This window comes from Blastococcus sp. SYSU DS0973 (assembly GCF_054051055.1).
Window position 1 is genome coordinate 75,345 of sequence record NZ_JBJHAN010000007.1, and the last position, 12,148, is coordinate 87,492.

10 protein-coding genes are annotated in these 12,148 nt (G+C 71.9%); 3 read left to right on the forward strand and 7 right to left on the reverse strand.

Features of this window, described 5'->3' with window-relative positions; translation table 11 throughout:
- Nucleotides 1-102: 102 nt before the first annotated feature.
- The 5 genes from ACI791_RS13025 to ACI791_RS13045 form a co-directional block, all read right to left on the reverse strand.
- On the reverse strand, nucleotides 103-978 hold the full coding sequence (locus ACI791_RS13025) for an ABC transporter ATP-binding protein (protein WP_456586421.1): 876 nt from the start codon (nucleotides 976-978) through the stop codon (nucleotides 103-105).
- Nucleotides 975-1,994: an ABC transporter ATP-binding protein gene (locus ACI791_RS13030; protein ID WP_456586422.1), complete on the reverse strand. Its 1,020-nt coding sequence runs from the start codon at nucleotides 1,992-1,994 to the stop codon at nucleotides 975-977. The genes ACI791_RS13025 and ACI791_RS13030 overlap by 4 nt, the downstream gene beginning before the upstream one ends.
- Entirely contained in the window at nucleotides 1,984-2,982 is a 999-nt protein-coding gene (locus tag ACI791_RS13035; RefSeq protein WP_456586423.1) for a branched-chain amino acid ABC transporter permease, read from the reverse strand. Before ACI791_RS13035 ends, ACI791_RS13030 begins: the two co-directional genes overlap by 11 nt.
- 3 nt (nucleotides 2,983-2,985) lie before the next feature.
- Nucleotides 2,986-4,305, reverse strand: a complete 1,320-nt coding sequence (locus ACI791_RS13040; protein ID WP_456586424.1) for an ABC transporter permease subunit — start codon at nucleotides 4,303-4,305, stop codon at nucleotides 2,986-2,988.
- 203 nt (nucleotides 4,306-4,508) lie between these two features.
- Entirely contained in the window at nucleotides 4,509-4,925 is a 417-nt protein-coding gene (locus ACI791_RS13045) for a PaaI family thioesterase (RefSeq protein WP_456586425.1), read from the reverse strand.
- 67 nt (nucleotides 4,926-4,992) lie between these two features.
- On the opposite strand from ACI791_RS13045, the gene polA reads away from it, so the two are divergent.
- Both polA and ACI791_RS13055 read left to right on the forward strand, forming a co-directional pair.
- Nucleotides 4,993-7,740: a DNA polymerase I gene (gene polA / locus ACI791_RS13050; protein ID WP_456586426.1), complete on the forward strand. Its 2,748-nt coding sequence runs from the start codon at nucleotides 4,993-4,995 to the stop codon at nucleotides 7,738-7,740.
- 184 nt (nucleotides 7,741-7,924) lie between these two features.
- On the forward strand, nucleotides 7,925-8,926 hold the full coding sequence (locus ACI791_RS13055; protein ID WP_456586427.1) for an AI-2E family transporter: 1,002 nt from the start codon (nucleotides 7,925-7,927) through the stop codon (nucleotides 8,924-8,926).
- 4 nt (nucleotides 8,927-8,930) lie between these two features.
- Here the strand turns inward: ACI791_RS13055 and ACI791_RS13060 are convergent, their stop codons facing one another.
- Nucleotides 8,931-9,782, reverse strand: a complete 852-nt coding sequence (locus ACI791_RS13060) for a class I SAM-dependent methyltransferase (RefSeq protein ID WP_456586428.1) — start codon at nucleotides 9,780-9,782, stop codon at nucleotides 8,931-8,933.
- Nucleotides 9,783-10,000: 218 nt separating this feature from the next.
- Here ACI791_RS13060 and rpsA point away from each other — a divergent pair, with 218 nt between their 5' ends.
- Nucleotides 10,001-11,473 carry a 30S ribosomal protein S1 gene (gene rpsA / locus ACI791_RS13065; RefSeq protein WP_347060403.1) on the forward strand — a complete coding sequence of 491 codons (1,473 nt, stop codon included), beginning with the start codon at nucleotides 10,001-10,003 and terminating at the stop codon, nucleotides 11,471-11,473.
- A gap of 280 nt (nucleotides 11,474-11,753) precedes the next feature.
- On the opposite strand, the gene ACI791_RS13070 is transcribed toward rpsA, so the two are convergent.
- The gene (locus ACI791_RS13070) at nucleotides 11,754-12,014 is read right to left on the reverse strand and encodes a hypothetical protein (protein WP_347060404.1); all 261 of its coding nucleotides are present in this window, start codon (nucleotides 12,012-12,014) and stop codon (nucleotides 11,754-11,756) included.
- Between the last annotated feature and the right edge of the window lie 134 nt (nucleotides 12,015-12,148).

A 12,148-nucleotide genomic window follows, 5' to 3' on the forward strand; every position in this document is an offset into this window, starting at 1 on the left:
CGACGCGCACCGCCACCGGCGGTCCGCGCGGTGGCCGGCGCCCGGAACGACGGAGCGCCGTTTCCCCCGGGAGGGAACCGACGCTCCGTGCCGGGGCAGGTGCTACTTGGCCTTGGCGAGCGTCCCCAGGTACAGCTCGATGACCTTCGGGTCGTGCATCAGCGACTCGCCGGTGTCGGTGTAGGCGTTTCGGCCCTGGTCGAGCACGTAGCCGCGGTCGCAGATCTGCAGGCACCGCCGGGCGTTCTGCTCGACCATGATGATCGAGACGCCGGTGGCGTTGATCCGCCGGCAGCGGATGAAGACCTCGTCCTGGTAGGCCGGGGACAGTCCTGCCGACGGCTCGTCGAGCAGCAGCACCGACGGGTCCATCATGAGCGCGCGTCCCATGGCGACCATCTGCCGCTCGCCGCCGGAGAGCGTCCCGGCCTTGGCCTTGCGGCGCTCACCGAGCAGCGGGAACAGGTCGGTGACGTAGTCGAAGCGTTCCGAGAACGTCTTGGGGCGCAGGTACACCCCCATCTGCATGTTCTCCTCGAGGGTCAGCGAGGGGAACACGTTGTTGTTCTGCGGCACGTAGCCGACGCCCAGCGACACCAGCCGGTGGGCCGGCGCCGAGGTGATGTCCTCGCCGCGCAGCGACACCGCACCCGAGCGGACCGGGATGAGCCCGAAGAGGGTCTTGAGCAGGGTCGACTTCCCAGCGCCGTTGGGGCCGATGATGCCGACCAGCTCGCCGTCCTGCAGGTAGAAGTCGCAGCCGTCGAGGATGTTCACCCCCGGGACGTAGCCGGCGACGATCTCGTCGGCGCGCATGAGAGCGCCCTCGGCGAGGCGGGCGTGCTCCTCGCGGGTGGCGGCCTTCTCCGCGGGGGACATCTCCGGGGCGAGGGCGCGCTCGTCGGGGGTGCCGCCGTCACCGCCGTGGCCCACCTGGAACTGCGGGTCTTCGCTGGCGGGGTTGTCCAACGTGCTCATCGGGCGGTTCCTCCGTCGGACCCCTGCGGGCCCTTCTCGCGGCCGATCGACGCCTCCGCCTCGGCGAGGACCTGGTCCTCCTCCTCGACGGTCAGAGGCGCGTCGTGGTGGGCGCCGAGGTAAGCGTCGACCACGGCCTGGTTCTGGCTGATCGACTCCGGCGGGCCCTCGGCGATGACCTTGCCGGCGGCCATGACCACGACCCAGTCGCTGATGTCACGGACGACGTCCATGTCGTGCTCGACGAAGATCACCGTCATGCCCTGCTCGCGCAGGTCCTTGACGTGGCCGAGCAGGCTCTGGGTCAGCGCCGGGTTCACGCCCGCCATGGGCTCGTCGAGCATCACGACCTGCGGGTCGCTCATCAGCGCCCGGGCCATCTCCAGGAGCTTGCGCTGGCCCCCGGAGAGGGTGCCGGCGAAGTCGTCCTTCTTGGCGTCGAGCTTGAACCGCCGCAGCAGGTCCATGGCCTTCTCGGTGTTGGCCTTCTCCTGCGCCCGCCAGGTGCCCGGCACCAGCGCGCGCAGGAAGCTCTCACCGCGCTGGTCCTGGGCACCCAGCAGCATGTTCTGCAGGACGGTCAGCCGGGAGAGCGCCTTGGTCAGCTGGAAGGTGCGGACGACGCCGAGCCGGGCCACCTGGTGCGGCGAGAGCTTGCCCAGCGGCTTGCCGTCGAACGACCAGGAGCCGGTGTTGGGCTGGTCGAACCCGGTGAGCAGGTTGAACAGGGTGGTCTTCCCGGCGCCGTTGGGACCGATCAAGCCGGTGATCCCGCCGCGCTGGACCTCGAGGTGGTCGACCGACACGGCGGTGAGCCCACCGAAGGTGCGGGTGACGCCGTCGACCACGATCGCCGGGTCGGGCTTGGCGACGCCGACCTCCCAGGGGAGATCGCGCAGCGCTGCCTGGGCGAGCCGCTGGGGGGCGTCGCCGCTGCGCCAGCCGCCCTCCCGGCCGGTCTCGTGGCCGGCGGCGCCGGCAGCGGTCGCGCCGTGAGGAGTGGGGTCAGCGGGCATCGAGCATCACCTCTCGCCGGTCGCCGAAGATCCCCTGCGGCCGGAAAATGAGCAGCAGCATCAGGCCCAGCCCCACGAGGACGAACCGGATCTGCGCGACGTCGGTGGCGGAGAGCAGTCCGTCGGGGATGACCCCGTTGGAGATCAGCAGCCGGAGCCCGGTGTCGGCGAACTGCAGGATGAACAGCAGCATCATCGATCCGACGACCGGACCCAGCACGCGGGCGGCCCCACCCAGGATGAGCGCCGCGTAGGCCAGGAAGGTGTTGGCGTTCTGGTACTGGTCGGGCACCGCCGAGCCGGTGCCGACGGCGTAGACCATGCCGCCCAGCGCACCGAGGACACCGCCGAGGACGAGCGCCTGCATCTTGTAGACGTAGACGTTCTTGCCCAGCGAGCGCACCGCGTCCTCGTCCTCGCGGATCGACTTGAGCACGCGGCCCCACGGGCTGCGCATCAGCGACCAGATCAGCAGGGTGGCCAGCGCGACCAGGATCCAGCCGACGAGGGCCACCCAGAGCTCTCCACCGGACCACGTGGTGCCCAGGATCGAGTACCGCCGCGAGGTGTTCCACGGCGCGAGGGCGATGAAGTCGCCGTTGAAGGCCGACAGGCCGCGGGTGCCGTTGGTGACCGGCGTCGCCGAGACCGAGCGGAACAGCAGGCGCAGCCCTTCCGCCGTGGCGATCGTGGCGATCGCCAGGTAGTCGGCGCGCAGGCGCAGCGTCGGGAGGCCGAGCAGCAGGGCCAGGACCACCGCGGCCGCGATGCCGACCAGGACGCCGACCCAGAAGGGCAGGCCCCACTGGCTCACGGAGATGGCGATGCCGAAGCCGCCGAGGAGGGCGAAGGCGATCTGGCCGAAGTTCAGCAGGCCCGCGTAGCCGAACTGCACGTTGATCCCGACCGCGAGGAGCGCGAAGAAGATCGCCTGGAAGCCGAGGGCCGACTTGCCGGCGACGGCGAGGGCGTTGAGGAGGTCTGCCACGGCTCAGCCCACCCGGACTCGGCTGCCCAGGATCCCCTGGGGCCGGATGACGAGGATGACGATCAAGAGCAGCAGCCCTCCGACGTACTTCACGTCATTCGGGATGACGAGGGTCGACATCTGCACGAACACGCCCACGATGAGGCTTCCGACGAGCGCGCCGTAGGCCGTGCCGAGGCCACCGAGGGTGACGCCGGCGAACATCAGCAGCAGCAGGCGGAAGCCCATGTCCCACTGGACCTGGTCCGTCAGGCCCAGCAGCACGCCGCCCAGGGCGGCCAGCGCGCCGCCCATCATCCAGACGACCAGGATGACGCGGTTCACGTCGATGCCCGAGGAGGCCGCGAGGTCGCGGTTGTCGGACACCGCACGCATGGCCTTGCCGATCTTGGTGCGCTGGAGCATCACGGCGACCAGCACCAGGACGACGACGGCGATGACGATCGAGGCCAGGTCCGAGGTGGTCATCCGGAACAGGCCGTAGTCGACGGCCCGACCGCCGCCGGCGCCCTGGTACGGGCTGGAGCGGCCGCCGTAGATCACCTGCACGAGGTAGCGCAGCAGCAGCGACAGGCCGATCGACACGACGAGGGCGGCGATCAGGCCCGTGCCGCGGCGGCGCAGCGGCCGCCACAGCCCGAGTTCGTTGAGGGCGCCCACCGCGGCGCCGACCACCATGGCTATCAGCGCCGCCGGGATCAGCGGTACGCCACCCTGGACGTTGATGTACCAGGCGGCGACGGCGCCGATGGTGACCAGCTCGCCGTGGGCGAAGTTCGTCAGCCCGGTGGTGCCGAAGATCAGCGAGAGGCCGACGGCGGCCATGGCGATCAGCAGCCCGAAGCGGATGCCGTCGACCAGCAGCTGGACCGCGCGGACCGTGCCGCCGCCGGAGTTCCGGCTGCCGTCGGTGAGGCCGATGATGACCGCCTGTCGGCGGCCCTCGTCCACGGTCACCGTCCGGCTGGCACCGGCGGCGAGCCCGACGCCCTCGGGCAGGTCGCTCTCGTCGAGCGTCACGACGTACTCGCCGGGCCCGGGGAGGTCGACCTCCCAGCGTCCGTTCTCGTCGGTCTCCACCGCGTCGACCTCGTCGCCGTCGGGGGTCGCGACCTCCACCTGGACGCCTTCGATGGGGCCGCTCAGGCTGGTCTGCAACGTGCCGCTGAGCTGCTCGCCCTCCGCCTGGGCGACGCCCGGCACGAAGGCGGCGAGGCCGAGCCCGAAGGCGGCGACGAGCAGCAGGCGGACCAGGACGTGCCGATGGCCGGCTGCCCCGAGCCGCCGACCTCGCCGTCGGACACGGTTTCCCGCGTTGGTCACTCGACCTCCCAGAGGGAATAAGTTGAGGCCGGACCCTAACCCGGTTGTGTTACTTCGCCGTCTCCGTGCCCGCAGCTGTGACCTTTCCGCGACACGCCGGAGTGGTCACCCGACGCGGTCACGTGATCTGCCGTCCGTGATCCCTGCAGTTCAGCGCGCCGTCCGCGGCCGTCCCCGGAACGCCGGCGGCCGGAGGGCCGAGGTCAGCCCTTCGCCGACGGCTCGAGGGTCATGCAGGTCAGCCGGGCGGTGGCGGTCCTGCGGCCCTGGTCGTCGGTGACGTCGATGACGAAGGTCGACAGCGACCGGCCGCGGCGCACCGGGGTGCAGACGGCGGTGACGGAGCCCGACGTCGCCGCCCGCAGGTAGCTGGCGTTGAGCTCGATGCCGACGACCTGCTTGTCGGGCCCGGCGCCCAGCGCCGCCGCGACCGAGCCGATCGTCTCCACGAGGGTGCAGGTGGCGCCGCCGTGGAGCAGCCCGAACGGCTGCTCGTTGCCGGCCACGGGCATCGTGGCGACGAGCCGGTCGGGGTCGTAGTCGGTGATCCGCACGCCGAGCTTGTCGTCGAGGGGGCTGCGCATGCCCTCGGGCAGCCAGGCCGGGGGAGGGGTGCTCACGCACCGCACCGTAACCACCGCTGCGGCCTCGCCGTCCTGTCGGGCAGCGCCCCTAGGATCGGCGGCGATGTCCGCTCCGGTGAGTACCCCCAGCGCCCCGCCGTCCGCCGACCCCACCAGTACGGGGCCGCGCCCGCGGCTGCTCCTGCTGGACGGGCACTCGCTGGCCTACCGTGCGTTCTTCGCGCTGCCGGTCGAGAACTTCTCCACGACGACGGGTCAGCCGACCAACGCCGTCTACGGCTTCACGTCGATGCTGATCAACATCCTGCGCGACGAGCAGCCCACGCACCTCGCCGTCGCCTTCGACGTCGGCCGCAAGACCTTCCGCAGCGAGATCTACGCCGAGTACAAGGCGAACCGGGCGGAGAGCCCGACCGACTTCCGCGGGCAGGTGAGCCTGGTGCAGGAGGTGCTCGGCGCCCTGCGGGTCCCGGTCATCACCGCTGAGGGCTACGAGGCCGACGACGTCATCGCCACCCTGACCGTCCAGGCGGTGGAGCAGGGCATGGACGTGCTGATCGCCACCGGTGACCGCGACGCGCTCCAGCTGGTCGACGAGCACGTCACCGTCCTCTACCCCCGCAAGGGGGTCTCGGACATGACGCGGTTCACGCCCGGGGAGGTCGAGGCCAAGTACGGCCTGACGCCCCGGCAGTACCCCGACTTCGCCGCGCTGCGGGGCGACCCCAGCGACAACCTGCCCAGCATCCCCAGCGTCGGCGAGAAGACGGCCGCCAAGTGGGTGCGGGAGTACGGCTCCCTGGACGCGCTGGTCGACCAGGTCGACACCGTCCGGGGCAAGGTCGGGGAGAAGCTGCGCGAGCACCTGTCCTCGGTGCTGCAGAACCGGCGGCTCACCGAGCTCGACCGGGCGGTCGCCCTCGACGTCGGTCCGCAGGACCTCGCGGTCCAGTCGTGGGACCGCAACGAGGTGCACACGCTCTTCGACAACCTGCAGTTCCGCGTCCTGCGCGACCGGCTCTTCGCCACCCTCACCAGCGCCCAGCCGGAGGTCGAGGGCGGCTTCGACGTCCAGGTCGACGACGTGCCGGCCGGCGGGCTGGGGGACTGGCTGCACGCCAACGCCCGCACCGGCCGCACCGGCGTGATCTTCCGGGGGACTTGGGGCCGCGGCACCGGGGAGCTCACCGGCATCGCGCTCGCGGCGGGCGACGACCACGCCACCTTCGTCGACGTCGGCCCCGACCTGGATGTCGCCGACGAGCAGGCGCTGGCCGCCTGGCTCGCCGATCCCACCGCGGAGAAGGTGGTCCACGAGGTCAAGGGCCCGCTGCTGGCCGTCTGGGCCCGGGGCTGGCAGCTCGAGGGCGTCATCAGCGACACCGCGCTGGCCGCCTACCTGGCGCTGCCCGGGCAGCGGTCCTTCGACCTCGGCGACCTCGCCGTCCGCTACCTGCGGCGCGAGCTCAAGGACGCCGCCGAGCCGGAGGGGCAGCTCGCCCTCGACGGCCTCGGTCCCAGCGAGGACGACCTCGCCCGCGAGGCCGCGCACGCCGACGTGCTCAAGGCCGTCGCCGTCAACGACCTCTCCGACGCCCTGGAGACCGTTCTCGACCAGCGCGGGGGCGCTCACCTGCTGGGCCAGATCGAGCTGCCGCTGACCCGGGTGCTGGCCGCGATGGAGTACCGCGGCATCGCCGCGGACCTGGACTTCCTCCGCGAGCTGCAGCGGGAGTTCGCCGACGGCGTCGCCGCGGCAGCCGCCGAGTGCTACGCGGTGATCGGCCGCGAGGTGAACCTCGGCTCGCCGAAGCAGCTGCAGACCGTGCTGTTCGACGAGCTCGGCCTGCCCAAGACGAAGAAGAACAAGACCGGTTACACCACCGACGCGGAGGCGCTGACGAGCCTCCTGGCGCAGACCGGCCACCCGTTCCTCGAGCACCTGATGCGCCACCGCGACGTCACCCGCCTGCGCACGGTCATCGACGGGCTGATCCCGATGGTCGACGACGCCGGCCGCATCCACACGACGTTCCAGCAGACGATCGCCGCGACCGGCCGGTTGTCCTCGACCGACCCGAACCTGCAGAACATCCCGATCCGCACCGCCGAGGGCCGCCGGATCCGGCAGGCGTTCGTGGTCGGCGCCGGCTACGAGTCGCTCATGACGGCGGACTACAGCCAGATCGAGATGCGGATCATGGCGCACCTCTCCGGCGACCAGGGGCTGATCGAGGCGTTCACCTCGGGGGAGGACCTGCACTCCTTCGTCGCCTCGCGGGCGTTCGACATCCCCATCGAAGAGGTCGACCCCGAGATGCGCCGCCGGATCAAGGCGATGAGCTACGGCCTGGCGTACGGGCTGTCCGCCTACGGTCTGTCCCAGCAACTGCGCATCACGCCGGAGGAGGCGCGGGGCCAGATGCACGCCTACTTCGAGCGCTTCGGCGGGATCCGCGACTACCTCGACGGCGTCGTCGACGAGGCGCGGCAGACCGGTTTCACCGAGACCACGCTGGGCCGGCGGCGCTACCTGCCCGATCTCACCAGCGACAACCGGCAGCGCCGGGAGATGGCCGAGCGCATGGCGCTGAACGCGCCGATCCAGGGTTCGGCCGCCGACGTCATCAAGGTGGCCATGCTGGCCGTGGAGAAGGCGATCACCGCCGAGGGCCTGAGGTCGCGCATGCTGCTGCAGGTCCACGACGAGCTGGTGCTCGAGGTGGCGCCGGGGGAGCGGGAGAGGCTCGAGGCGCTGGTCCGTCGCGAGATGGCCGGCGCAGCCGACCTGTCGGTGCCGCTGGAGGTCTCCGTCGGCTTCGGCACCAGCTGGGACGCAGCGGCCCACTGACGACGGGCGCCCCGGCCCCCGGGGTCGGGGCGCCCCGCGTTACAGCCTGTTGTCGATTCGCCCCCGCGGGTCCGGTGGAGGTGTCAGGTCCCGCCGCCCGGTCCACACCGGGTCCATGGGCTCTCCACCACCCTCCGACCCGACCCGTTCCGCGGTTCCCGCCTGGCTCGCCAGGTCCTCGGCCGTGGGTGGGCGGCTGCTCGTCCTCGCGGTCCTGCTCTGGCTCCTCGCCGGCTTCGCGGTCAAGGTGACGATGCCGCTCGTCGCCGTCCTGATCGCCCTGCTGGTCGCCGGCATCCTGGCGCCGCTCGTCGAGTGGGGGCACGGCCGGGGAGCGCCGCGCTGGCTGGCCGCGGGCTCCGCCGTGCTGCTGCTGGTGGCCGTCCTCGTCGGAGCGCTGCTGGCCCTCGGCGCGCGCGTGGCCGGTCAGCTGCCCCGGTTGCGGCAGCAGTTCCAGCAGGTCTCCTCCGACCTCTCCCAGCGCTTCGGCATCGACCTGCCGGGCTTCGGCCCCGGCGGGGGTGGTGGCGGAGGCGGCTCGGGCGGCGGCACCACCGCCGGCGCGCTGCTCGGCCCCGCACGGACGGTGGCCGAGGTCGTCATCGCGGCCTTCCTGGTGGTCGCCCTGGCCTACCTCTTCCTGCACGGGGGGCCCGGGATCTGGCGCTGGCTGCTGGGAAAGTTCGGCGGGCAGGCGCGTGAGGACGTCGACGCCGCCGGCCGCGCGGCCTGGACCACCGTGGGCGGTTACGTCCGCGGGCTGACGATCGTCGCGCTGTTCGACGCGGTGGGCATCGGCGTGGGCCTGCTGGTGATCGGCGTCCCGCTGGCGCTGACCCTCGCGGCGCTGCAGTTCCTGGCGTCCTACATCCCCACGATCGGTGCCTTCGTCGCCGGGCTCGTCGCCGTCGTCGTCGCCTACGCCTCCGGGGGCCTCGCCACCGCCGCGCTGGTGCTGGGGCTGGTCGTGGTCGTGCAGCAGCTCGGCAACTCCTTCGTGGAGCCGTACGTCATGCGCAACCGGCTGCCGCTCAACGCCGCGACGGTGCTGATCGCGGTCACCGTCGGCGGCGTGCTGTGGGGGATCGCCGGGGCGCTGCTCTTCGTGCCGCTGGCCGCCGCGGTCTCCGCCGCCGCCCACGAGCTGTGGGTCCGGCACGGCTCCCGGCCCCTGGCCGGCGGCTGAGCCCTCAGGCGGGCGTGCGGCAGACCAGGATCAGCGTGCCCGGGACCAGGGCGCCGCGTTCGGGGGACCACTGGCCCCAGTTCTCCCTGCGGCCGGGCGTCCACTCCGGCTCCACGAGGTCGGTGAGCACCAGCCCCGCCCCGACGACCGCGCGCACCCAGTCGCCGACCGTGCGGTGGTGCTCGACGTAGACGGCACGCCCGGCCTCGTCGGTCTCCACGTAGGGCGTCCGGTCGAAGTAGGAGGAGACGATCCGCAGGTCCTCCGGGTCGGGTGAGTCGGGGAACGGCCAGCGCATCGGGTGGTTGACGGAGGCGACGAAGCGGCCGCCCGGGCGCAGCACGCGAGCCACCTCCCGCAGCGCACCCTCGACGTCGGCGACGAACGGGAGCCCACCGAACGCCGAGCAGGCGAGGTCGACGCCGGCGTCGGCCAGCGGCAGCGCACCGGCGTCGGCCTGCAGCAGTGGCACGGTGATGCCGGTGGACCGGTTGAGCGCCGCCGCTCGCGCCAGCATGCCGGCGGACAGGTCCAGGGCGACGACGTCGGCGCCGGCCCTCCGCAGCCACCGGGAGCACGGCGCGGAGCCGCAGCCGATCTCCAGCACCCGCCGTCCGGCGACCTCGCCCAGCAGGTGGGCGTCGGCCTCCCGCAGTCCTTCCGGGCACCAGAGGAAGTCGGCGTCCCCGAGGTCGCAGCCGTGTTCGGCGAGGTACGCAGGCGCCGCGGCGTCCCACCAGCGGCGGTTGGCGCGCACCGACTCCTCGACGCCCGCCGGGCGACGGGCCACACCCCCGGCGGCCGGGTAGCCGTCGCTGCCGAGGGGGAGTGCCGGGCCGGCGGAGGATGTGTCCATGACACGCCGATCGTGACACGCCGCCGGCGGGGAAGACCGGTCCCACCCAGGTGGACCCGGCGCGCCCGGCGTCCGTACGATGGAACGGCGCCAGAGGTCTGTCGTGCCCTTCCCTCCAGGGAATGCCCGCGCCGGTTCTCCCCGCTGTACCTCCCCGCGGCCCGACGGCCGCGGGTCGTCCTGTCCCTACGCATAAACCGTCCGGAGCAACCAACCACATGACCTCCACTCAGGTCCGTCCTTCCAGCACCCCCCAGGTCGCCATCAACGACATCGGTACCGCCGAGGACTTCCTCGCGGCGATCGACCAGACGATCAAGTACTTCAACGATGGCGACATCGTCGAGGGCGTCATCGTCAAGGTGGACCGGGACGAGGTGCTGCTGGACATCGGCTACAAGACCGAGGGCGTCATCCCCTCGCGCGAGCTGTCCATCAAGCACGACGTCGACCCGAACGAGGTCGTCAGCGTCGGCGACGAGGTGGAAGCCCTTGTCCTCCAGAAGGAGGACAAGGAAGGGCGGCTGATCCTCTCCAAGAAGCGTGCGCAGTACGAGCGAGCCTGGGGCACGATCGAGGCCAAGAAGGAGGCCGACGAGGTCGTCACCGGCACCGTCATCGAGGTCGTCAAGGGTGGTCTCATCCTGGACATCGGCCTGCGCGGGTTCCTCCCGGCGTCGCTGGTCGAGATGCGTCGCGTCCGCGACCTGCAGCCCTACGTGGGCCGCGAGCTCGAGGCGAAGATCATCGAGCTCGACAAGAACCGCAACAACGTCGTCCTCTCGCGTCGCCAGTGGCTGGAGCAGACGCAGTCCGAGGTCCGCAGCGAGTTCCTCAACAAGCTCGCCAAGGGCCAGGTCCGCTCGGGTGTCGTCTCCTCGATCGTCAACTTCGGTGCGTTCGTGGACCTGGGCGGCGTCGACGGCCTGGTGCACGTCTCCGAGCTGTCCTGGAAGCACATCGACCACCCGTCCGAGGTCGTCGAGGTGGGCCAGGAGGTCACCGTCGAGGTCCTCGACGTCGACCTGGACCGCGAGCGGGTCTCCCTGTCGCTGAAGGCGACGCAGGAGGACCCGTGGCGTCAGTTCGCCCGCACGCACCAGATCGGGCAGGTCGTCCCCGGCAAGGTCACCAAGCTGGTCCCCTTCGGTGCGTTCGTGCGCGTCGACGAGGGCATCGAGGGCCTGGTCCACATCTCCGAGCTGGCCGAGCGCCACGTGGAGATCCCCGAGCAGGTCGTGCAGGTCGGCGACGAGATCCTGGTCAAGGTCATCGACATCGACCTGGACCGCCGCCGGATCTCGCTGTCGCTGAAGCAGGCCAACGAGGGCGTCGTCGGCGACGAGGACCAGTTCGACCCGGCCGCCTACGGCATGGCCGCGTCCTACGACGAGCAGGGCAACTACATCTACCCGGAGGGCTTCGACCCGGAGACCGGCGAGTGGCTCGAGGGCTACGACGAGGCCCGCGAGACGTGGGAGCGGCAGTACGCCGAGGCCCAGGCCCGCTTCGAGGCGCACCGCAAGCAGATCGCGGCGGCCAAGGAGGCCGACGCCGAGGCTGCGGCCGGCGGGAGCTACTCCAGCGCCGACGCCACGCCGGACGCCCCGGCCGCCGCCGGCGGCGGCGGCACCCTGGCCAGTGACGAGGCGCTCGCCGCGCTCCGTGCCAAGCTGGCCGGCGGCGAGTGACCTGAGGGTCTGACCCGCCAGCCCCGCGCACGCCGAAGGCCCAGGACCGTTTCGGTCCTGGGCCTTCGGTGCCCCTGGTCGGGGGTGTCGAAGCCCCCGGGTGCGACGAAAGGGCCCGTGGACGACGTCCACGGGCCCATCGGTCATGTGCCCGCGCTATCCCCGCCGCGGGCGTGGAGGCATCGGCGGCGGAACGGCCGGCGCGAAGCGGGAGGCGGTGTGGAGGACAGCAGACCTCAGTGGGCCTGCTCCTGAACCCGCCGACGAGGGCGGGGTGCGCTCAGAGGCTGAGGATGATGGCGAACGCCGTGCGGGGGCGCCCACCGGAGCCCGCGAGGAAGCTCCAGGTGTGACGGCCCGTGGTCGGCGTCTGGAACATCCAGCGCCACAGCGAGCTGCGGTGGGCGACGGCCGGCCGCTGGAACAGCATCCGCTCGCGGACGGCGGGGATGTCGGCGCAGCGCACACCCGTGGCAGAGCCGAGCCGGTGCCGACCGGCGGCGCGGGACGACGGGGATGCGGCGGGCGTGGAACGGGACATGTCTGGGTCTGCCTCTCTCGGCGGGGAAGATCGCCGGGGCAGACGTTAGTGGTGGTGCGCGTGTGACTACTGCGACGCGCCGGGCGGGCTGGACGCGTGTTACCGCTCCGTGATCCTCGCCCGAGTGGTCGCTA

Excerpts from the sequence above, each read along its gene's own strand:
- ACI791_RS13030 (WP_456586422.1), bottom strand. The coding sequence starts at position 1,994 with ATGCCCGCTGACCCCACTCCTCACGGCGCGACCGCTGCCGGCGCCGCC.
- rpsA (WP_347060403.1), top strand. The coding sequence starts at position 10,001 with ATGACCTCCACTCAGGTCCGTCCTTCCAGCACCCCCCAGGTCGCCATC.
- ACI791_RS13070 (WP_347060404.1), bottom strand. The coding sequence starts at position 12,014 with ATGTCCCGTTCCACGCCCGCCGCATCCCCGTCGTCCCGCGCCGCCGGT.
- polA (WP_456586426.1), top strand. The coding sequence starts at position 4,993 with ATGTCCGCTCCGGTGAGTACCCCCAGCGCCCCGCCGTCCGCCGACCCC.
- ACI791_RS13060 (WP_456586428.1), bottom strand. The coding sequence starts at position 9,782 with ATGGACACATCCTCCGCCGGCCCGGCACTCCCCCTCGGCAGCGACGGC.
- ACI791_RS13025 (WP_456586421.1), bottom strand. The coding sequence starts at position 978 with ATGAGCACGTTGGACAACCCCGCCAGCGAAGACCCGCAGTTCCAGGTG.